Here is a 21,101-nt window from a genome sequence, read left to right as displayed (position 1 = left end):
CAGCGCCGGCTGTTCATTGTCGAACACCGGCGCTGTCCGCTTTCGCACATATCTACTTCAGCGCGGGGATCTTCTGCGGCGTATAGGGCTGCACCGGCTGCGCCTTGAGCTTTTGCGCCAGCAGGTCCAGCGCCACTTCCAGCTGGCGATCCTGGCCGGTGAAGGTGGCGTGCGGCAGGTTGTCCACTTCCACGTCCGGTGTCACGCCCACGCCTTCGATCAGCCAGTGGCCGTCGGCGGTATTGAACTGGCCGTTTTGCGCCACCCGCGCCATGCCGTCGTCGCTGAGGCGATTGTTATCGCTGAGCCAGACGCCGGCGCCGGCGGTGCGCATGCCCACCAGCGGCGCCAGCCCCAGCGCCTTGACGCCGGCCGCAAAGGTCTCGCCGTCCGAGTAGGTCAGCTGGTCGATCAGCACCACCAGGTGGCCGCGGAACGTGGTCTGCATGTTCGGCGCCGGCTGGCTGCCCGGCGAGGACCAGAAGGCCCAGGCCTTGCGCAGCAGCTTTTCGATGATCCAGCTGTCGATATTGCCGCCGTTGTTGCGGCGCACGTCGATGATCAGGCCTTCACGGTTGACGTTGGCGTAGAAGTCGCGCGCGAACGAGGCAATGTCGCGCGCGCCCATGGCGCGCAGGTGCAGGTAGCCGATTCGGCCACCGGAGGCCGTCTCCACCTGCCGCGCGCGGCTTTGCTCCCAGTCGCTGTAGCGAAGCGCCGCCTGTTTGGTCATGTCCACCGGCAGCACGATCACCGGCCGGCTGCGGCTGTTTTTACCCTTGACCTGCAACAGCACCTGCTTGCCGGCCTGGTTGAGCAGCAGGTCGGCGATGTCGCGCGCCTCGTTGGCCGGCTTGCCGTTGACGGCGGTGATGATGTCGCCTTCCCTGATCTCCACGCCGGCCTGCGCCAGCGGCCCGCGTTCGGACGGCAGTTCCGGCTCGCTGCGGTAGATGTGATCGACCTGGTAGCCTTCCGCCGTGCGGGTGAGCAGCGCGCCGAGGCCCGCCGGCGTGCCTTCCGGCGCAGAGCGGCGCAGGTCGCCGGGACGGATCTGCGAGTGCAGCGCGCCCACTTCGCTCACCATCATGCCGAGGATATCGTTCAGTTCCGCGCGGTCGGTTACGCGGTCCACCAGCGGCGCGTATTTCTGACGCACCCCGGCCCAGTCCACGCCGCGCATATTGGCGTCGTAGAGGAAGTCGCGGTGCATGCGCCAGGCGTCGCTGAACATCTGCTTCCACTCCAGGCGCGGATTGGAAGTAAAACTCCAGTCGTCCACCTTGACCCTCGCCTTGGAGATATCGGCCGGCGCCTTGGCGCCGGCATCGACGATGATCATCTCGCCCGGTCCGGCGGCAAAGGTGCGGTAGTAAATATGCTTCTTGTCCTGCGCCAGGTCGAACTCGCGCACGTTGCTGGCAAAGGTTTCCGGCTGTGGACTATTGGCCGCGATGGCCAGGGTTTTCAGGCTGGCCTTGCCGCCTGGCGTTTCGCTCTCGAGGTAGTACAGGCGCTTGTCGTCCATCGCCAGCGCGCGGTAATTTCCGGGCGCCAGCGGCACTTCGTACAGCCGGTCCTGCAGGCCGGCGAACACGATGGCAGGCAGCGCTTTGCCGGCGTCCGGTTTCGGCTTGGCGTCGGTAGCCTTGGCCACCTTCGCCACGGCTTTCTCGGCCGCTTTTTCGGCGGCTTGCTCGACCGCCTTGTCTTCGGTGCCGTCGGCACTCTTCTCGCCCGGCTGGCTCAGTTCATCATCGGGCTTGAACGGGAAGCGGTTACCTGGTTGCAGCGCCAGTGCGTACACGCCGGTGCGCTTGTCGAACACGGGGCCCATGTTGCGGTCGCCCCACGGCGAGCCATTGGCCAGCGTGAAGTTGCGGGCCGAGAGGAAGTACAGCCACTTGCCGTCTTTCGAAAACACCGGCGCGCCGGACGTGAAGCGGTCGCTGGTGACAAAAGCCAGCTGCTTCGAGGCCAGGTTGTACAGGCCGATCTGTTCGCGCTGCTCGGTGCTGGCGGCGCGCACGATCGCCAGATTCTTGCTGTCGGACGACCAGACGATTTCGTCGTGCTTGTCCACGCCCGCCTTGCCGGCGTCGTCGATCACGACATTGGTTTTGGTGGCCAGGTCCAGTAGCCAGAAGCGGCCCTTCTTGTCGGTGTGACCGAGCCAGCGGCCGTCCGGCGATGGGTACAACTGCCAGCGGTGGCTGATGCCGTCCTTGGTCAGGCGTTCACCCGGACCCGAACCGTCGGCCGGGTACTTCCAGATTTCGTTCTCGCCGGTGCTGTCCACAATCGCGTACACCCAGCGCTCGTCGTGACTGAACACGGCCTCGCGCGCCCGCGCGCCTTCGGGGATGGCGATTTCCACGCGACGCTGGGCGCCGGTGCCGGCCAGGCTTACGCGCCCGCGCGCGGTGAGCACCAGGCGTTCGCGCGTGGCGGCCAGCTGGACGTTGGTCAATTGCTCGAGTGGTGAACGGATCTGGCGCGCGCGCTGCTGGTCGAAATCGGACACCAGGTCAATCGCCAGCGCGCGGTCGTTCGAGGCCGCCAAATCCAGCACGTGGATGTCGGCGCCCAGCTGGTAGGCGATGCGGCCGTCGCCCAGCGCAGCGTTGCGCACGTCCCAGTCTTTATGACGCGTGTGCTGACGCAGGTCGGCGCCGTCAAGCGCCATCGACCAGATATTGTCCGCGCCATCGCGGTCGCTGATGAAGTACAGGCGGCCCTGCCACCACATCGGCCGCTTGTTGTTGAAACTGAGATTACCAGGATCGGACGCCAGCAGTTGCACCGCCTCGGCCTTGCCATCGACATCGTAGCGCCACAACTGGGCGTGCGCCCCACCCCGGTAATTCTTGACGTTGTCGTTGGTGAGCGCCAGGCCGTAGCGGGTGAAGTACAAGGTCTTGCCTGCGTCGTCGAGCACGGCGTCGTTGGCATCGGCCACGGCAAACACGCGGCGCGCCAAAGTGGTGGGCGTGACTGCCGCAACGATGCGGTGCGCCGACGGGCCCTTGCTGTCCTGGGTGCTGACCAGCACTTCGCCCTGCGCGGTCCAGCCCAGCACCATGACGGCACCGTTCTCGAACGTGATGCGCCGTGGCAGGCCGCCAGCGAGCGGCATCACGTACGCTTCCTGCGCGCCCTCGTAGGCGCCGGTAAACGCCACCCAGCGGCCGTCGTGCGAGATGGCGGCGTTGGTTTCGGCGGCGGCGTGGGTGGTCAGGCGCTGGGCGGCGCCGCCCTGGGCGCCGGTCTTCCACAAGTCGCCTTCGGCAGTAAAGACCACGGCGTCGCCACGGATGGCGGGAAATCGGTAGTACGCCTCGGCGGCATGGGAACTGATGTGAGCGGCCAGGAGGCCGACGGATAGCAGGCAAAGAGACAGGCGGGACAGATTCATGAAGGCAGGGTCAGGTAATCGGAAAGTTGTCGAACCGGTTATTCGGTCCGAATTATCGGAGCGAGCGACAATTCTGTCACACCTTGAGCTGCCGCAGGGCAAAAAATCAGGACGTTAAAAAACCCGCGCCACTTGCGTGGGCGGGTTGCTTGAAGTGCCTGGAATTACTCGACTTCGACTGTTTCTGGTGGCAGGGTTGGTGCGGCATCTGGCGGTTCCGGGAACTCCAGCTTGACCACGTCCTTCTCGTCCAGGTCCACGGTGACCTTGCCACCGGAGACCAGGCGGCCAAACAACAGTTCGTCGGCCAGCGCCTTGCGAATCATGTCCTGGATCAGGCGCGCCATCGGGCGCGCGCCCATCAGCGGATCGAAACCCTTCTTGCCCAGGAACTTGCGCAAGTTCTCGGTAAAGATGGCCTCGACCTTTTTCTCGTGCAGCTGCTCTTCCAGCTGCATCAGGAATTTATCGACCACGCGCAGGATGATTTCCTCGTCCAGCGCACGGAAGCTGATGATCGCGTCGATGCGGTTGCGGAACTCCGGCGTGAACATGCGCTTGATGTCGCCCATCTCGTCGCCGGCCTGCTTCGAGTTGGTGAAGCCGATCGACGTCTTCTGCAAACTCTCGGCGCCCGCGTTGGTGGTCATGATGATGATCACGTTGCGGAAGTCCGCCTTGCGGCCGTTGTTGTCGGTCAGCGTGCCGTGGTCCATCACCTGCAGCAGGATGTTGAAAATGTCCGGGTGGGCTTTTTCAATTTCATCGAGCAGCAGCACCGCGTGCGGCTTCTTGGTGATGGCTTCGGTCAGCAAACCGCCCTGGTCGAAACCGACATAGCCCGGCGGCGCGCCGATCATGCGCGACACCGCGTGACGCTCCATGTACTCGGACATGTCGAAGCGGATCAGGTCGATACCGAGGATGAACGCCAGCTGCTTGGCCACCTCGGTCTTGCCCACACCGGTCGGACCGGAGAACAGGAACGAACCGATCGGCTTGTCGGACTTGCCGAGGCCGGCGCGCGCCATCTTGATGGCCGACGCCAGCGCTTCGATGGCAGGATCCTGGCCGAACACCACGTTGCGCAGGTCGCGGTCGATGGTTTGCAGCTTGCTGCGATCGTCCTGGTTGACCGTTTGCGGCGGGATGCGCGCGATCTTGGCGATGATGTCCTCGATCTCGGTTTTACCGATGGTTTTTTTCTGCTTCGATTTCGGCAGGATGCGTTGCGCCGCACCGGCCTCATCGATCACGTCGATGGCCTTGTCGGGCAAGTGACGGTCGTTGATGAAGCGCGCTGCCAGTTCGGCAGCGGTGGACAGCGCCGACGACGTGTATTTCACGCCATGGTGCTCTTCGAAGCGCGATTTCAGGCCACGCAAGATCTGCACGGTCTGCTCGACCGTCGGCTCGTTGACATCCACTTTCTGGAAGCGGCGCGACAGCGCGTGATCTTTTTCGAACACGCCACGGAATTCCGTGTACGTGGTCGCGCCGATGCACTTGAGCTGGCCGTTGGCCAGCGCCGGCTTGAGCAGGTTCGAGGCGTCGAGCGTACCGCCCGAAGCCGAACCGGCGCCGATGATGGTATGGATCTCGTCGATGAACAGGATGCCGGCCGGGTTGTCCTTCAATTGCTTGAGGACAGCCTTGAGGCGCTGTTCGAAGTCGCCGCGATACTTGGTGCCGGCCAGCAGCGCGCCCATGTCCAACGAATAGACCACGGCGTTTTGCAGGATTTCAGGCACGTCGCCCTGGGTGATGCGGTAGGCCAGGCCTTCGGCAATCGCGGTCTTGCCCACGCCGGCTTCGCCGACCAGCAAGGGATTATTCTTGCGGCGGCGGCACAGGATCTGGATCACGCGGTCGACTTCCTCGTCGCGACCGATCAGCGGATCGATCTTGCCTTCGGCAGCGTACTTGTTGAGGTTTTGCGTGAACTGGTCGAGCGGGCTTTCCTTCGGTTGGCCCTCGGCGCCAGGGGCGCCCTCTTCCACGCCTTCGGAAGCCTTGGCGGCGTCCGATTGCTGGTCCTTGCGCACACCGTGCGAAATGAAATTGACCACGTCGAGGCGGGTCACGCCTTGCTGGTGCAGGTAGTAGACCGCGTGCGAGTCCTTCTCGCCGAAGATTGCGACCAGCACGTTGGCGCCGGTCACTTCCTTCTTGCCGTTCGATGCCGACTGCACGTGCATGATCGCGCGCTGAATGACGCGCTGGAAACCGAGCGTAGGCTGGGTATCGACTTCGCCGGTGCCGGGCACCGTCGGCGTGTTATCGCCGATGAAGTTGGTCAATGTCTTGCGCAGATCCTCGATGTTGACGGCACATGCGCGCAACACTTCGGCAGCCGAGGGGTTGTCCAGCAGAGCCAGCAACAAGTGCTCCACCGTGATGAATTCGTGCCGTGCTTGTCGTGCTTCGACAAACGCCATGTGCAAACTTACTTCCAATTCCTGCGCAATCATACTTCCTCCATCACGCATTGCAGGGGATGCCCCGCCTTGCGTGCGTGCGTTAAAACGAACTCCACTTTGGTACTGGCTATATCTTTTGAGAACACGCCGCACACTCCTTTGCCGTAGCGATGAACACTGAGCATTATTTGCGTGGCTGTTTCACGGTCTTTATTGAAATACTCCTGGATGATGGCAACGACGAACTCCATCGGCGTGTAGTCGTCATTGAGCAGCGCCACCTGGTACAACGGTGGGGGTTTCAGCGCTTGCCGCTCCAGTAGGGTTTCGGTGTCATGCTTGGTTGCCATACGCTTATATTCTAATGCTTTCGGGGTTGATGCAATGTGCATTTCACCATGCACAACTAATTGTTTTCCATCTTACGCGTTTTCCTGACTTGCCGCAGATGGGCCCCGGATTGTCAAATACAAGAGTTGCATCTGAACCAATTCGATTAAAAGTAGCAAAATGCCCACAAATCTGCTTGACTTTCAAATTTGGTCCGCTAACAATGCGTTATCGGCTGCGTGCAGAGATGTACATGTTGATAAGAAGTAAGGCGTGAGGAGGGGCAAGAAGCATCTTGCTTTTATGGCTCGTGTGATCAGTTTTAATTTTGAAAGTTCTTTTTATGGCAACAGGTACTGTTAAGTGGTTCAATGATTCCAAAGGTTTTGGCTTCATCACTCCAGATGACGGCGGCGAAGATTTGTTCGCGCACTTCTCCGCAATCAACATGAACGGTTTTAAGACCCTCAAAGAAGGTCAAAAAGTTCAATTCGAAGTCACGCAAGGCCCTAAAGGCAAGCAAGCTTCCAACATCCAATCCACGTAATTTGTGGCGTTGGTGTACGAAAAACCCCGTCTGCGGGGTTTTTTTTCGCCTGTACGGTTGAGCCCGGAGACCGCAAAGTGTTGCTGCAATCCGACGCCAACGCCTGGGCGGGTTCATGCAAGTGTAGCCAGCTGTTCCAGCGTATCCGGATACTTTTGCAGCAATCGTATCAGCGTGGTGGCCTGCGCATTGGGCTTGGCGCGACCCTGCTCCCAGTTCTCCAGCGTCCGCGCATTGACACGCAGGTACATCGCAAATACCGGACGCGACATTTTCAAATCTTCGCGCAAGGCGATCAGCTCTGCACCATCGACGGCTTCCAGCGCCCGCAGCTTGGGCGTGTGCGTGCGCAAGGTCAGCTTGCCCTCACGCGATTGCGCCAAAGCGTCGAAGCCTTCGGTAAGCTCAGTAAAAATATCCCTGGTCATGATGTCGTTCTCGCTTGTAGTTCAGCATTTAACATGTGCCTGAGCACTTTCTTCTGCTCGGCGTTCAGATCGTCCTGCACGTCCTTTCCATACACGGCGAACAACCAGAAGTGGTTGCCTTGAACCCAGTGGTAGTCAATGACACGCAGCCCAACGCGCTTGCCTTTTTGCCGGGACGAATCGGCAAAGCGTACCTTGCGCAGTCCTCCTGTCCCCTGGATGACGGCACCGGCGTCCGGCTGTTTCAGCAGCAGGCGTTGAAACCCACGAAATTCTTCGTCATTAAAATATTGTGCGCGGTGACGTTCGAAGGGCGGCAGTTCTACAAAGGTCGCATCCATAATATACGTTGCTTGCGTAGGGTTCAAGTTGATAAGCCAGAACTGCTCAACCTATAGCAACGACATGCTTATCGAATTGCGTTCGCACAAAAGGAAAAGGCGCCAACCTCGTACGAGGATGGCGCCCGTGCGTGGCAGGAAGTGGCAATCAATCCATGTTTTCGACCATCACCTCACCAAAGCCCGAGCAAGAGACCTGGGTGGCGCCGTCCATCAGGCGGGCGAAGTCGTAGGTGACTTTTTTGGAAATGATCGAGCGTTCCATGGCCTTGATGATCAGGTCGGCCGCTTCGGTCCAGCCCATGTGGCGGAGCATCATTTCGGCCGACAGGATCAGCGAACCGGGGTTCACGTAGTCCTTGCCGGCGTACTTGGGCGCAGTGCCATGGGTGGCTTCGAACATCGCTACCGAATCCGACATATTGGCGCCCGGCGCGATACCGATGCCGCCCACTTGTGCGGCCAGCGCGTCGGAGATGTAGTCGCCGTTCAGATTGAGCGTGGCGATCACGCTGTACTCGGCCGGACGCAGCAGAATTTGTTGCAGGAATGCATCAGCGATCGAGTCCTTGACCACAATATCGCGGCCGGTCTTCGGGTTCTTGAATTTGCACCATGGACCGCCGTCGATCAGCTCGGCACCGAATTCTTCGACTGCCAATTTGTAGGCCCAGTCACGGAAGCCACCTTCGGTGTACTTCATGATGTTGCCCTTGTGAACGATGGTGACCGAAGGCTTGTCGTTGTCGATGGCGTACTGGAAGGCCTTGCGTACCAGGCGCTGCGTGCCTTCGATCGAAACCGGCTTGACGCCGATGCCGGACGTCTCCGGGAAGCGGATCTTTTTCACGCCCATTTCCTTGACCAGGAAATCGATCAGTTTTTTGGCGCCTTCCGAACCTTGCTCGTATTCGATGCCCGCGTAGATGTCTTCGGAGTTTTCGCGGAAGATCACCATCTGGGTTTTTTCCGGTTCCTTGACCGGCGACGGCACGCCCGGGAAGTAGCGCACCGGGCGCAGGCACACGTACAGGTCCAGCTGCTGGCGCAGCGCCACGTTGAGCGAGCGGATGCCGCCACCGACCGGCGTGGTCAGCGGGCCCTTGATCGATACCACGTAGTCCTTGAGCACAGCCAGGGTTTCTTCCGGCAGCCAGACATCGGGGCCATACACCCGGGTCGACTTTTCGCCCGAGTAAATTTCCATCCAGTGGATCTTGCGGGCGCCGCCGTACGCCTTGGCCACAGCGGCATCGACCACCTTGATCATCACCGGCGTGACGTCGATGCCGGTGCCGTCGCCCTCGATGAAGGGAATGATCGGGTTATCTGGTACATTCAGGGAAAAATCGGCGTTGACGGTGATTTTCTGGCCATCGCCAGGGACATTGATATGTTGGTACATCGCGTACTCCTAAATGGGCACCAGGGAACACCAGGCAAACAGCTACAATGCTGCTCCAGGACGAAGATTTTAGCTACTCTTCTATAAGACATAAGACACTGTTTCGCATTATGCACGACTATCATGCGAGGCGCTAGCCTACACCAATCCCACCCTTTACTGCATGGCGCTCATATTATTTAACAAACCGTTCCAGGTCCTGTGCCAGTTCTCGCCGCAGGACGGCAAGGCCACCCTGGCCGACCACCTGGACATCCCCAACATCTATCCCGCCGGCCGCCTCGACTATGACAGCGAAGGCCTGATGCTGCTGACCGACGACGGCAAGCTCCAGCACGCCATCGCCCATCCGGACCACAAGGAAGCCAAGGTGTACCTGGTGCAGGTGGACGGCGTGCCCGATGCCGCCAGCCTGGCCAGGTTGCAGGCGCCGCTCGACCTCGGCGACTTCACCACCCTGCCGTGCCAGGCCGTGCGCATTGCCGAGCCGGAATGGCTGTGGCCGCGCAACCCGCCGATCCGTCAGCGCGCCGACCAGCCCACCAGCTGGCTGGCGATTACTTTACAGGAAGGGAAGAATCGCCAGGTGCGACGCATGACGGCTGCGGTGGGCTTGCCGACCTTGCGGCTGGTGCGCACCTCGGTCGGCGGCATCTCGCTGGCCACGCATCCGTTGCTGCCGGGCGAGTGGATGGAAGTCTCGGCGAAGGATCTCAAGCAGTAAATCGGCGCCCCATGCGAAAAAACCCGCGCTGGCCGAAGCCAGGCGGGTTTTTGCAGCTATTCCCGAAGCGGGAATTAAGCGGCGGTAGCCAGTGCTTTGACAGCAGCGGCCAGGCGGCTCTTGTGGCGAGCGGCCTTGTTTTTGTGAATGATCTTCTTGTCAGCGATGCTGTCGATGGTCGACACCGATTTCTGGAAGATTTCAGCAGCAGCGGCTTTGTCGCCAGCCTGGATTGCTTTACGAACTGCTTTGATTGCAGTGCGCAGGGTCGAACGCTGCGACGAGTTGTGCGCGTTTTGTTTAACTGCTTGACGAGCACGTTTGCGCGCTTGTGCGGTATTTGCCATGGAATTTCCTAAAATAAAGGTAGTTTGCAAACATTATCGTTTGCCAAACAGGTCGTTCGTGTGCCGAACCAAGTGAGTCAAACTGCTGCCTGCCAAACAATTATTGTCTGCATAACAGAATTCTGTACAGCCAGCGATTATAGCGATGTTTTCCGCTCGGAGCAACTATAATCATGCCCCATGAACTTGCTCAGAACCCTCGCCGCCATCTCCAGCATGACCATGCTGTCCCGTGTCACCGGTTTGTTGCGTGAAATCCTGATTGCCCGCGCCTTCGGCGCCAGCGGCATGACGGACGCCTACAATATTGCGTTCCGCTTGCCCAACCTGCTGCGTCGGCTGTTTGCCGAGGGCGCCTTCTCGCAGGCGTTCGTGCCGATTTTATCCGAGTACAAGAACAAGAAGACGCTCGAAGAAACCCGCTCCCTGGCCGACCACGTGGGTACCACGCTGGTGTGGGCCACGCTGGTGGTCACCGTGATCGGCATCATCGCTGCGCCGGCACTGCTGCTGGCCGTCGGTGGTGGCCTGGCCCCCGAGTCGTTCGACGCCGGCGTGTGGATGACGCGCCTGATGTTCCCTTACATTTCGTTCATGGCCTTCGTGGCGCTGGCCGGCGGCATCCTCAATACCTGGAGCCAGTTCAAGATTCCGGCGTTCACCCCGGTGCTGCTCAATATCTGTTCGATCCTGGCGTCGCTGTTCCTGCAGCAATATCTCGAGCAGCCTATCTACGCGATGGCGATCGCCGTGTTCGTGGGCGGCGTGCTGCAAGTGGCAATCCAGATCCCGGCGCTGATCAAGATTGGCATGCTGCCACGGCTGTCGTGGAATCCGGCCATCGGCCTGCGCGACCCTGGCGTGCGCCGCGTGCTGAAAAAAATGGGACCGGCCGTGTTTGCCGTGTCTGCGGCCCAGATCAGCCTGCTGATCAACACCACCATCGCCTCGCACCTGGCCGAAGGCAGTATCTCGTTCCTGACGTACGCCGACCGCCTGATGGAATTTCCCACCGCCCTCTTGGGCGTGGCGCTGGGCACCATCCTGCTGCCGAGCCTGTCGAAAGCCAATACCAGCGGCGACCGCGAAGAATACTCGTCGCTGCTCGACTGGGGCCTGCGCCTGACCTTCCTGCTGGCCATGCCGGCTGCCGTGGGCCTGGCCACGCTGGCCGAGCCGCTGATCGCCACCCTGTTCCAGAACGGTAAATTCACCGCTGCCGCCACCCAGGCCTCGTCCGAGCCACTGATCGCCTACAGCGCGGGCCTGCTGGGCATCATCCTGATCAAGATCCTCGCACCCGCCTTCTACGCGCAGCAGGATATCCGCACGCCGGTGCGCATCGCCGTCGGCGTATTGATCGCCACCCAGCTGATGAACGCGATCTTCGTGCCGTACCTGGCGGTGGCTGGCCTGGCGCTGTCGATCAGCCTGGGCGCGTGCGTGAACGCCAGCTTCCTGTACGCCGGCTTGCGCAAGCGCGACCTCTACCGGCCCAAGCCGGGCTGGCCGCTGTTCTTTGCCAAACTGGTGATCGCGTGCGCGCTGATGGGCGCCACCGCCTGGTACAGCGCCGCCCATGTCGACTGGCTGGCCTTGCAGCACCAGCCCCTGCTGCGCGTGGGTGCGCTGTTCCTGGTGATCGGCGTGTGCTGCGTGGTGTATTTCGGCGCGCTGCTGGCGATGGGCTTCCGGCCGCGCGACTTCAAGCGCATGGCGCGCTGATTCAGGTCTGCGGCGCCGCTGCTCTTCGCGGTGCCTGCATGCTTGACGGTGCTGGCACTGGCTCTGGCGTGGGGTCCGGTTCCGGTTCCGGTTCCGGCTCGGCTTCGGCCGGCGGCTCGACGGGTTGAGTTTCCGGCCCCGGTTCCGGTCCCGGTCCCGGTCCCGGTTCCGGCTGCGAATTTGGCCCCGGCGCCGGTTGCGGCCGTGGTTCCGCTCCCGGCATCGGCAACGCCTGCTGCGACTGGGCACCCGGCGCCAGCGCCGACGTCCCATCGGGCGGCGCGGCGCCGGTATTGGCGCCTTGCGTGCCCGGCGTGCCAGGACCGCTGGCTACGAAACGCCACTCCGATATCTTCTGCTTGCCCGCCAAGCTCTGGAAACGCGCCGGAAAATTGCCGATCTTGACCGGCCGCGCCTGCGACAGGCTGTACACCGCCATCACGCCGGTGGTGCCGCCCAGGTACACGATGCCCCACTCCGCCTTGCCCGTCATCGGATCGACAAAGATCTTGCGCAGGTGCCGGCGCGGCGTGGGAAAGCGCGGATCGCGCAGCAAGTCCTTGAGCGATGGCGGCTGCGGCGGCTGGCCGGCCGGCGTGGCGTCGGCATAGCTTTGCAGCGCATCGCTGAAGGCGGCGCCGATCACCAGCAGTTGCTGCTCGGCGCGGCTGCGCTGCACCGTGGCGCCCAGCTTGAGCGAGGCGGCAGCCACCAGGCCGATGATCGCCACCATGATGATCAGGCTCACATAGGTGAAGCCGCCCGCGCGGCGCGCATGGCTATGGCGCATCACCAGTCGGCATAAGGCTTGCCGCTGCGGTCATTGCCGGGGGCGCCGCTCTTGATGTCGTACACATTGCCCTTGAGGCCATCCTCGGGCGGCACGATGATCCAGGTAGTGTCGCTGTCGGTGACCGGGTCGCGCGGCAGCGCGCGCAGATATTTTTTCTCCACCAGCTGGTCGAGCGAGTCGGGATAGCGGCCGGTGTCGCCGTAGTACTGGTCGATCAGGCCGCGCAGGTTGCGCAGGTTATCGGCCAGCACCACCTCCTTCGACTTGTCGATGCTGGGGAAGTAGCGCGGCACGGCCAGCGTGAGCATCAGTGCGACGATGCCCAGCACCACCAGCAACTCGATCAGCGTAAATCCCCTGGTGCGTTTTTTCATGGCTACCACTTCTTGTAGGGCACGCCGTTCAGGCCCGCCTGCTCGCTCTGGCTATAGACATCGTAGACATCGTCGCCCTCTTTCGGATCGTCAGCTTCGCTGGCGTAGCTGCGCTTGCCCCAGGTTTGCGCCCCGGTCAGCGCCGCGTCGGTGTTGAACGGATCGCGCGGCACCCGGCGCAGGAAGTAGATCCTGGCCTGCTTGGGATTCTGGATATCGGGCACGCCTTCGACCAGCACCTCGAGGTTGCGCGGATAACCGGTGGACGTCACGCTGCGCGTCACGCGTCCCTGGTCGTAGGCCAGCTTGTAGGCGTCGATGGCGCTGCGGATCTGGTACAGCGCCTCGCGCAGGTCCTGCTCCTGGCGCCGCTGCACCACCACCTGGGCGGTCGGAATCACCAGCGCGCCAAGCAGGCCGACGATTGCCAGCGTCACCAGCAGTTCGATCAGGGTAAAGCCGCGCGCGCGCATGGTTGCCTGTCTCCGCTTATTGCAACGGGCGCGGCTGGCCCCTGGCAGGCGGCAGCGGCGCTGGCTGATCGCGCGACAGCGGCACGTCCTGCACCGGCGGCGGCACCGACGGGATCGGCGACTCTTCCGCTGGTGCTGCGGGTGCGGGTGCGGATTCCGGTGCAGGCAAAGCAGGTTCCGCATTTTGCTCTGCCGGTTGCGCCGCCTGCGGCTGCGGTTGCTCTTGCCGCTGCTGTTGCTGTTGCCGCTGTTGTTGCTGGATCTGCTGCATTTGCTGTAACTGCTGCTGTTGCAGCTGCTGCGGCGATGGTCCCGAAGGCTGCGATGGCAGCGAAGGTTGCGACGGTTGCGATGGCGACAGCATCACCGGCGCCGTCTGCGCGGCCGGCGCCAGCTCGATCACCGCACCCACGCCCGGCCGTGGCTGGGCGCCCGGCAGCGCCGGCATTTGCACGGCGGGACGCGGGCTCATGTCCGGACGGCGGCGGAAGCTGGCGTCGGTGCCGGCCGAGAATTCCGAGGCCGAGGCTTCGGGCCGCTGCACGTTGCGGATCAGGCGCGGCGTGATCGACAGCACGATCTCGGTCTTCTGGTTGTCGTCGCGCTGGGTGCCGAACAGGCGGCCCAGGATCGGCAGGTCGCCGGCGCCGGGGATCTTGTTGCCGGTGCCGCGCTGCTCGTTGTTGATCAGGCCCGCCAGCACCTGGTTCTCGCCATCCTTCAGTTGCAAGGTGGTGCTGGCCTGGCGCGTACCAAGTTGATACGCGGTGCTGCCATTCCTGGTCGTCAAGGTGCTGACCAGGTTGCTCACCTCGAGCTCCACCTTGATGGCGATTTCGTCGTTGAGGTAAATGGTCGGCTCCACCGCCAGCTTCAGGCCCACGTCCACGTAGGTCACGCTCTCGCTGGCAAAGCCGCCCACGCCGCCCGACACGGTAGGCGTGACCACCGGCAGCTTGTCGCCGATGACGATATTGGCCTTTTGCTTGTTGCGCACGCGGATGCGCGGATTGGCCAGCAAGTTCGAGTCGGTATCGGTCTTGTTGATGTTGATCGCGCCGGTGATGCCGGACAGCAGGATGCGGTCCGAGTTCAGGTTGCGCAGCTCATTGACCGTCGCACCATCGGCAAACTGGGTCAACGGCGTGATGCCGATACTGCCCGGCCACTGCACGCCCAGGTTCATCAGCGTGCTGCGTTTGACCTCGAGGATTTCCACCTCCAGCATCACTTCCGCCTCGGGCATGTCCTGGGTGGCGATCACGCGTTCGGCCAGGCGGATCGCTTCCGGGTTGTCGCGCACGATCAGCAGGTTGAGCTTTTCATCGACCACCACGTCGCGCGTTTTAAGAATCGTCTTGAGGGTGTTGGCCACCATCTTGGCGTCGGCATTGGCCAGGTAGAAGGTCTTGACCGTCATCTCCTGGTATTCCTTCTGCTTGGCGGCCGTGTTCGGATAGATCAGCACCGTGTTGGCGTCCATCACCTGCTGTTCCAGCTGGTTGGTCAGCAGCAGGAAATAGATCGCCGCCTCCACCGTGCTGTTGCGCAGCAGGACCGTGGTGCGCTGGTCGGTCTTGACGTCCTTGTCGAACACGAAGTTCAGATTGGACCGGCGCGAGATCACCTCGAAGACCTGCTTCAAGGGCGCGTCGCGGAACTCGATGGTGATCGGCTGCTTGTATGCTTTTGCCAGGCCGGTTTCGGCGGCGGACGGCGCGGTCTTTTCGGTCACTTCGCGCAGCAACTGGCGCGCCGGCTCGTTCGACGGTGTCTCGGTCAGCAAGGCATTGAGGCGCTGCTTGGCCAGGTCGTACTCGCCCTTGGCCACGTGTTCGCGGGCGATGGCCAGCAGCTTGGCGTGGCGCTGGTTACGCTCGAGCGTGCGCAACCCGGCGCGGGCGCGCTCGTTGGCCGGGTCGAGCGCCAGCGCGCGGCGCCAGCCCTGCTCGGCCAGTTCCGGCTGGCCGTCGGCCGACTGGCGTTCGGCTTCACGCACAAAACCCTGGACGGCGCGGTCGCGCGCCTGCACGTAGGCGGCGCGGTATTCGGCGTTGGTCGGTTCGGCCTTGAGCGCCTCCTGGTACTTGAGCAGGCCCGCCTCCACCTGGTCCTGCGCCATCAGCGTGTTGCCGTCGCGGTAGGCCATCTGGCCGGCGCAGCCCCCCAGCGCCAGCACCAGGGCCAGCAGCGGCGGCAATGCCAGCCGCCGGCGGTGTTGTTTCAGATGACTCGCCACCATGGTTCCCATTAATCGATTGCTCCAATATTTATCTGTTGCACCTGGTTCAGGGGCAGGTAGGTCACGGTGAGCAGCGGCGGCGCGATGCGGTCGACGCGCCAGGCGCCTTCGATCACGCTCTGGTTGCGCGCTATGTAAGTCTTGTCGCCGCGCGTCAGGTACACCTCCCAGGCGCCGTCCTGCACAGCCTTGCCGAAATAGTTGAACGGCACCGGCGGCGCCACTGCCGGTGGCGGCGGCGCGTTGGCGGCCGCGCGTTCGGCGGCCGTGGGCAGTGGCGCCGGTGGATTCCAGTTCTGGCCGAGGAACACGCCCTCGCCGGCGCCGAAGGTGGCATCGCCGGTCTCGCCCACCAGCTGCGCACGCGGCACCAGGCGCGCGATCGCCATTTCCGGCTTGGCGCCGGCCTGGGCGCGCGCCGATGGTGCAGCCGCCGACGAAGGCGACGGTGCGCCACGGCGCGCCACCGGCTCGACGATCTCGCCGCCAGGCGTGCGGTCGCCGAACAGCACCAGCGCAGCGGCGCCAGCCAGCGCCAGTCCCATGGCAACCTGGTACGGTTTCATGGCGCGTCCTTCAGGTAGAACGTGAAGCGCAACCGCGCCTCCACCACCGGCTCGGCGATGGTCTCGCGGCGGAAGCTCACTTCGTCGAGCGCGGCAAACGGCATGTCGCGCAGGCCCTGCATGGCGAACTGCCACAGCGGCTGGTACCCGCCCTTGACCGGCAGCGTGACCTGGTACGTGCTCACCCGGCTGGCCTTGTCGTAGCTTGATTTATATTCACCCTGGTTCAGCGCCAGGCCCGACTTGGCTGCCAGGTCGAACAACATGCGCACCTGCTGCTCGGCGTGGCGCTTTTCGCCCAGGGTGGCATAAAAGTCGGCCAGGTTCTGGTTGGCCGACGGTGGCGCCACTGCCGGCTGCTGCGCCAGCAGCGAGGCCGGGGTGGGCAGCGGCTGCGCCATCAGCCGGGCCTGGGCCGCGCGCTGCGGCAGCAGCCAGGCCCATGCCGCCACGCCGGCCACGCACAATGCCGCCGCCACGCAGGCCGGCGCACCAACGCGTGCCAGCGCCAGCCGCGCGCGCAGCACCAGCGCCTGCATGCCGGCGGCATCGATCCTGATGGTGCTCAGCGGGTTACCCACGTGGCCTCCAGTTGAAAGCGCAACGGCCGGTTGGGATCGGCCTCCTGCACGTCGTGCCGCGTGAGCGCCACCGCGCTGAAGGCTTCCTGCTGCTTGAGCTGGGCGACATAATCGACCATGTCGTCGCTCGATTTCGCCTCGGCGGTAATCTTGAGCACCTGCTTGCGCGCGTCCGGCTCCAGCGCCACCAGCGCAATGCTGGACGGCGTGGCCGAAGCCACCGCATCCTGCAGCGCGCGCCACGGCAGGTTCAACTGGCCGATGGCGCCGTTGACAAACGCCGCCTGCGCCTCGGGGATGGCCACGGTGGCCACCTGCGCCGGCCGCGCCGACATCGCCGCCGCGCGCTCCTGCACGTGTTGCAGTTGCTGCGCGCGGTCGCGGCGGTCGTCCGCCAGCCGGGTGGCCGTGGTCACTGCACCCGCGCACAGCAGCACGCCAAGAAAGCCGAGCGCCAGCAGCGCCGGATGGGTGTGGAACAGCGTGCGGCGCAGGCTGCGCGGCGCAAAATCGATGCGCATGGCGCGTGATTTCCTGATCATCGGGCGCCTCCCCAGGCCAGTTGCGCGACCGGCGAGAAGCCGGCGCCCAGCGACTGCTGCGCGTGGTCGAGCGCTTCGCAGCCGATCGGTGCTGCGGCTGCGGCAGGGGCAGCGGCTGCGGCCGCCGCAGCCGCAGCCGCACTGGCCGCCCGCAACCAGCTCGCCGGCACCGCGCCGCATGCCTGCAACAGCGCCGGCGCCGGCAGGTCGAGCAGCAGGGCCTCGCGCTGCAAAGTGTGCGTGAGCCAGGCCGGGTCGGCGGCGGGCGCTGCGGGTAGAGGCAATACCCGCAGCGCCCGTACGCCGTCGTCGGCCACGGGCGCCAGCGTCATCAGGCCATCGTGCACCAGCGCATACCAGGCGCCAGGTTTGAGGGCGCCGTGCCAGCGGTTCCAGGTGCTGACGAAATGCGGTTCCACGCCGACCACCGCCAGCCGGAATTCCTCGGCCACCATGGTCAGCGACGCCAGCAAGGCGCGCGGCACGGCGGCGGCAAAGAACGGCTGCACCGCGTTCCAGTCGGCGCCGATCTGCCAGGCCGACGGCGCCTCGCCGTACAGCGACTGGAAACGCAGGCCGGCGGCCGCTTCGAGGTCGTCGATCCGGGTGGCGCCTGGCGGCGGCGTCACGCGCCACAGGCGCGCCAGGTCGTCGGCCAGCACGAAGGCCGCCGGCCAGCCAGCCAGGCTTTGCACCTGCTGCTGCTCCTGCAAGAGCGCGCGCAAGGCGCTGGCAATCGCATCGAACGGATGCGCCGACGACGTCGCGATGGTGTGCTCGGCCAGCACCGTCACCGGCGAGCCTGTTGCGCGCCAGCGGCTTACCCGCAGCAGGCTGACGGCGTGGGCGGCGACACCGATGCGCAATGAATGTCCGATGGCTCTACGCATGCAGGGTCACCCGCTTGATTTCGGTGAGCGTGGTGCCGCCGCGCCTGACCAGTTCCAGCGCGGCCAGGCGCAGGCTGCGGGTGCCGTTGGCGTGGGCGGCCTGCTTGATCTGGCGGATCGGCCGCTTGTCAACGATCAGCTCGCGGATCTCGTCGTTGAGCGTGAGGATCTCGGCGATGGACCGGCGGCCCTTGTAGCCGGTGCCGCGGCAGTCGCCGCAGCCTTTGCCCTGCATGAACAGGTAATCCTGCGCTTCGGCGCGCGCCAGGCCCACGCTGGCCAGTTCGGCGTCGTCCGGGGTGTACTGGGCGGCGCAGTGCGGGCAGTTGATGCGCACCAGGCGCTGGGCCCAGATGCCGTTCAAGGCCGAGACGAACGCGTACGGGTCGATGCCCATGTGGGTAAAGCGGCCGAACACGTCGAACACGTTGTTGGCGTGGACGGTGGTGAGGACCAGGTGGCCGGTCAGCGCCGACTGCACGGCGATTTCGGCCGTCTCGCGGTCGCGGATTTCGCCGACCATGATCTTGTCCGGGTCATGGCGCAGGATCGAGCGCAGGCCCTTGGCAAAGGTGAGGCCCTTTTTTTCGTTGACCGGAATTTGCAGGATGCCGGGCAGCTGGTACTCGACCGGGTCTTCGATGGTGATGATTTTCTCGCGGCCGTTATGGATCTCGGTGAGCGCAGCGTACAGGGTAGTGGTCTTGCCCGAGCCGGTGGGGCCGGTGACCAGCAGCATGCCATACGCCTCCTGCGCCAGCACGCGCAAGGTGGCCAGCGACGGCGCATCGAACCCCAGAGCTTCGAGCGTGAGCGAACCATACGCCTCGATCATGGCGCGCTTGTCCAGAATGCGGATCACCGCGTCTTCGCCATGGATGCTGGGCATGATCGAGACGCGCAGGTCGATCTCGCGCCCGCCTGCCTCCACCCGGAAGCTGCCGTCCTGCGGCACGCGGCGCTCGGCGATATCGAGTTCGGCCAGCACCTTCAGCCGCGAGATGATTTGTTCTGCCACTTCGATGCCGTTGACGGCAGTGGCGTGATCGAGCACGCCATCGACGCGGTATTTGACGGCCAGCCCGCCGGCCGTGCTTTCCAGGTGGATGTCCGACGCGCCGGCCTTGAGCGCGTCGTACAGCGTGGAATTGACCAGCCGCACGGCAGGACTGGCCGCCTCCGACACCGAGGCGAACGACAGCACGGCGGCGGTCTTGCCGTCGCGCCGGCCTTCGCTGGCGCCGGGCAGCAGGTTGTCGGTGGCGCGCGCCGATTCTTCCTGCTTGGACAGATAGGCCTGGATGTCGGCCTGCAGCGCCAGGCGCACGGGCAGCGGCGCGTGCGGCGTGGCGCGCGCTTGCGTGGATAACCAGGTTTGCAGGTCGAGATCGAACGGGTCGGCGATTACCGCCAGCAGCTGGCCAGCATCGGCCCCTGCATCCGCTGGCAGCGTGCGCAGCAGCACGCAGTGGCGCGCCATGGCCTGCGACAGCGGCAGCAGGTCGAAGGCCGGCGCGCAGGCCAGCATGTCGGCCGTCTCCAGCACCGGCAGGGCGAACGGCTGCGCCAGCGCGCGGACCAGCTCGCGCGGCTCGGCGCCGGTGAGGCCTTCGAGTTCCTCGACCAGGGTACGCTTCGATTGCGCGCGCAAGTGGCGCGCGCGCGCCAGCAGCGCAGCGTCCAGGACAGGCGCAACAGGATCGTTGACGACAGCGCTCATGACATGTCTCCGGCCAGATCGAAGATCGGCATATAAAGCAGCACCACGATGGCGCCCACCACCAGGCCGATGCCGGCCATCAGCAGCGGTTCGAAGGTGCGCGTGAAGCGTTCGATCCAGCGCGTGATTTCGCCGTCATAGAATGCCGCCGACTGGGTCAGCATCGGCCCCATGTCGCCGGTGCGCTCGCCCACGCGCAGCATGCGCAAGGAGATGGGGGTGGTCAGCTGGTGCGCCTCGAAGGCGGTGGACAGCGGCTGGCCCGATTCGATGTCGGCGCGCGCCGCCTGCAGGTTCTGGCGCAGCCCGGCCGACACCATGCCCTGCACGGTGTTAATGGCGTGGATGATGGTGATGCCGCCTTCGCTGAGCATGCCCAGCGTCAGGTACAGGCGCGAGAGCTCGTAGATGCGCACGCGCTCGCCGATGGCCGGCAGCCGGCCCAGCAGTCGCAGCACGCCGCCGTTGCGCAGCAGGCGCCGCACGCCAAGCACCAGCGCCGCAAGTACGAAGGCGATCATGCCCAGCAACAGGCTGGTGTGGCCGCTGGCAAACTGGCCCCAGTTGAGCATTTGCTGCGACAACCACGGCAGGTCGCGGCCGGCGCCCTGGTACACCTCGGCAAAGCGCGGCACCACGTAACCGATCAGGAACAGGCTGACACCGCCGCCGACCAGCAGCAGGATGCACGGGTAGATCGCGGCCGAGACCAGCTTGCCGCGCACCATGTCGATGCGCTGCTGGTAGTCGATGAAGCGCGAGAGCGAACGCGGCAGGTCGGACGTGCCTTCGGCCGCCTTGACGATGCCGATATACAGCGGCGGAAACAGGTCGGGCTGCTCGGCCAGCACGGCCGAAAAACGCTGGCCTTCGCGCAGGCCGGCCAGCAGCCGCTCGAGCACGCTGCGGGTGGCGGGATTGGCTTCCTTTTCCAGCAGGGCCTCCAGGCCCTCGACAATGCCAAGGCCGGCGGTGAGCAGTGCCAGCAGCTCCTGGCTGAACAGCACCAGCGAGAGCGCGCTGCGCTTGCCACTGGCGCGCAGCCCCTTGGCGGCAGGCGCGATGGCGCTGACGAACAGGCCACGCGCCTCCACCTGGCGGCGCGCATCGGCCTCGTCGCGGCCATCGATCACGAGCTGGGAAATGACCATCTCGGCCGACAGGGTGCGTACGTCAAACTGCATGATGAAGTCGGCTTTCGGTGAAGACTGTGCTGTGCGAGACGCTGACTGGAACGT

20 protein-coding genes are annotated in these 21,101 nt (G+C 64.1%); 3 read left to right on the top strand and 17 right to left on the bottom strand.

Features of this window, described 5'->3' with window-relative positions:
* Positions 1-52 precede the first annotated feature (52 nt).
* From J2X54_RS23115 to clpS, 3 genes are all read right to left on the bottom strand, one after another.
* Positions 53-3,415 (bottom strand): S41 family peptidase, encoded by a 3,363-nt coding sequence (locus tag J2X54_RS23115; protein WP_310184178.1) that lies wholly within the window; start codon positions 3,413-3,415, stop codon positions 53-55.
* A gap of 164 nt (positions 3,416-3,579) precedes the next feature.
* Positions 3,580-5,886, bottom strand: a complete 2,307-nt coding sequence (clpA, locus tag J2X54_RS23110; protein ID WP_070247190.1) for an ATP-dependent Clp protease ATP-binding subunit ClpA — start codon at positions 5,884-5,886, stop codon at positions 3,580-3,582.
* Entirely contained in the window at positions 5,883-6,185 is a 303-nt protein-coding gene (gene clpS, locus J2X54_RS23105; protein WP_070247189.1) for an ATP-dependent Clp protease adapter ClpS, read from the bottom strand. Before clpS ends, clpA begins: the two co-directional genes overlap by 4 nt.
* A gap of 323 nt (positions 6,186-6,508) precedes the next feature.
* Here clpS and J2X54_RS23100 point away from each other — a divergent pair, with 323 nt between their 5' ends.
* Complete coding sequence (locus J2X54_RS23100) at positions 6,509-6,712, top strand: cold-shock protein (RefSeq protein ID WP_019921881.1); 204 nt, start codon at positions 6,509-6,511, stop codon at positions 6,710-6,712.
* A gap of 113 nt (positions 6,713-6,825) precedes the next feature.
* Here J2X54_RS23100 and J2X54_RS23095 read toward each other — a convergent pair whose 3' ends face one another.
* The 3 genes from J2X54_RS23095 to icd all read right to left on the bottom strand — a co-directional run bounded on the left by J2X54_RS23095 (position 6,826) and on the right by icd (position 8,886).
* Positions 6,826-7,140: a transcriptional regulator gene (locus J2X54_RS23095; protein ID WP_310184176.1), complete on the bottom strand. Its 315-nt coding sequence runs from the start codon at positions 7,138-7,140 to the stop codon at positions 6,826-6,828.
* Complete coding sequence (locus tag J2X54_RS23090) at positions 7,137-7,481, bottom strand: toxin (RefSeq protein WP_310184175.1); 345 nt, start codon at positions 7,479-7,481, stop codon at positions 7,137-7,139. The genes J2X54_RS23095 and J2X54_RS23090 overlap by 4 nt, the downstream gene beginning before the upstream one ends.
* Positions 7,482-7,629: 148 nt before the next feature.
* Complete coding sequence (icd, locus tag J2X54_RS23085) at positions 7,630-8,886, bottom strand: NADP-dependent isocitrate dehydrogenase (RefSeq protein WP_310184174.1); 1,257 nt, start codon at positions 8,884-8,886, stop codon at positions 7,630-7,632.
* A 163-nt stretch (positions 8,887-9,049) separates the two neighbouring features.
* Here icd and J2X54_RS23080 point away from each other — a divergent pair, with 163 nt between their 5' ends.
* Positions 9,050-9,610: a pseudouridine synthase gene (locus tag J2X54_RS23080; protein WP_310184173.1), complete on the top strand. Its 561-nt coding sequence runs from the start codon at positions 9,050-9,052 to the stop codon at positions 9,608-9,610.
* A gap of 74 nt (positions 9,611-9,684) precedes the next feature.
* Here J2X54_RS23080 and rpsT read toward each other — a convergent pair whose 3' ends face one another.
* On the bottom strand, positions 9,685-9,957 hold the full coding sequence (gene rpsT, locus J2X54_RS23075; protein WP_019921878.1) for a 30S ribosomal protein S20: 273 nt from the start codon (positions 9,955-9,957) through the stop codon (positions 9,685-9,687).
* Positions 9,958-10,137: 180 nt separating this feature from the next.
* Between rpsT and murJ the strand changes: the two genes are divergently transcribed.
* Positions 10,138-11,682 carry a murein biosynthesis integral membrane protein MurJ gene (gene murJ, locus J2X54_RS23070; protein ID WP_310184171.1) on the top strand — a complete coding sequence of 515 codons (1,545 nt, stop codon included), beginning with the start codon at positions 10,138-10,140 and terminating at the stop codon, positions 11,680-11,682.
* Position 11,683: 1 nt separating this feature from the next.
* Here the strand turns inward: murJ and J2X54_RS23065 are convergent, their stop codons facing one another.
* The 10 genes from J2X54_RS23065 to J2X54_RS23020 are packed head-to-tail and all read right to left on the bottom strand — an operon-like array spanning position 11,684 to position 21,047.
* On the bottom strand, positions 11,684-12,472 hold the full coding sequence (locus J2X54_RS23065) for a type II secretion system protein (protein ID WP_310184169.1): 789 nt from the start codon (positions 12,470-12,472) through the stop codon (positions 11,684-11,686).
* A complete protein-coding gene (locus J2X54_RS23060; RefSeq protein WP_310184168.1) occupies positions 12,472-12,849 on the bottom strand; it encodes a type II secretion system protein in 378 nt (125 codons plus the stop codon). Before J2X54_RS23060 ends, J2X54_RS23065 begins: the two co-directional genes overlap by 1 nt.
* Positions 12,850-12,851: 2 nt before the next feature.
* The gene (locus J2X54_RS23055) at positions 12,852-13,322 is read right to left on the bottom strand and encodes a type II secretion system protein (protein WP_310184166.1); all 471 of its coding nucleotides are present in this window, start codon (positions 13,320-13,322) and stop codon (positions 12,852-12,854) included.
* Positions 13,323-13,338: 16 nt separating this feature from the next.
* Complete coding sequence (locus J2X54_RS23050; RefSeq protein WP_310184164.1) at positions 13,339-15,564, bottom strand: secretin N-terminal domain-containing protein; 2,226 nt, start codon at positions 15,562-15,564, stop codon at positions 13,339-13,341.
* Between the two features lie 8 nt (positions 15,565-15,572).
* Positions 15,573-16,130, bottom strand: a complete 558-nt coding sequence (locus tag J2X54_RS23045; protein ID WP_310184162.1) for a hypothetical protein — start codon at positions 16,128-16,130, stop codon at positions 15,573-15,575.
* Complete coding sequence (locus J2X54_RS23040) at positions 16,127-16,669, bottom strand: hypothetical protein (RefSeq protein ID WP_310184211.1); 543 nt, start codon at positions 16,667-16,669, stop codon at positions 16,127-16,129. The genes J2X54_RS23045 and J2X54_RS23040 overlap by 4 nt, the downstream gene beginning before the upstream one ends.
* Positions 16,670-16,695: 26 nt before the next feature.
* Positions 16,696-17,253, bottom strand: coding sequence for a PilN domain-containing protein (locus tag J2X54_RS23035; RefSeq protein ID WP_310184160.1), 558 nt, complete (start codon positions 17,251-17,253; stop codon positions 16,696-16,698).
* Positions 17,250-18,143, bottom strand: a complete 894-nt coding sequence (locus J2X54_RS23030) for a hypothetical protein (RefSeq protein WP_310184159.1) — start codon at positions 18,141-18,143, stop codon at positions 17,250-17,252. Before J2X54_RS23030 ends, J2X54_RS23035 begins: the two co-directional genes overlap by 4 nt.
* Positions 18,136-19,863 carry a GspE/PulE family protein gene (locus J2X54_RS23025; RefSeq protein ID WP_310184157.1) on the bottom strand — a complete coding sequence of 576 codons (1,728 nt, stop codon included), beginning with the start codon at positions 19,861-19,863 and terminating at the stop codon, positions 18,136-18,138. The genes J2X54_RS23030 and J2X54_RS23025 overlap by 8 nt, the downstream gene beginning before the upstream one ends.
* Entirely contained in the window at positions 19,860-21,047 is a 1,188-nt protein-coding gene (locus J2X54_RS23020; RefSeq protein ID WP_310184156.1) for a type II secretion system F family protein, read from the bottom strand. The genes J2X54_RS23025 and J2X54_RS23020 overlap by 4 nt, the downstream gene beginning before the upstream one ends.
* Between the last annotated feature and the right edge of the window lie 54 nt (positions 21,048-21,101).

It is taken from the genome of Duganella sp. 3397 (assembly GCF_031456625.1).
Lineage (GTDB): Bacteria > Pseudomonadota > Gammaproteobacteria > Burkholderiales > Burkholderiaceae_D > Rugamonas > Rugamonas phyllosphaerae.
The sequence above is the reverse complement of the archived record's forward strand: the minus strand, read 5'-3'. Positions and strand labels throughout refer to the sequence as shown.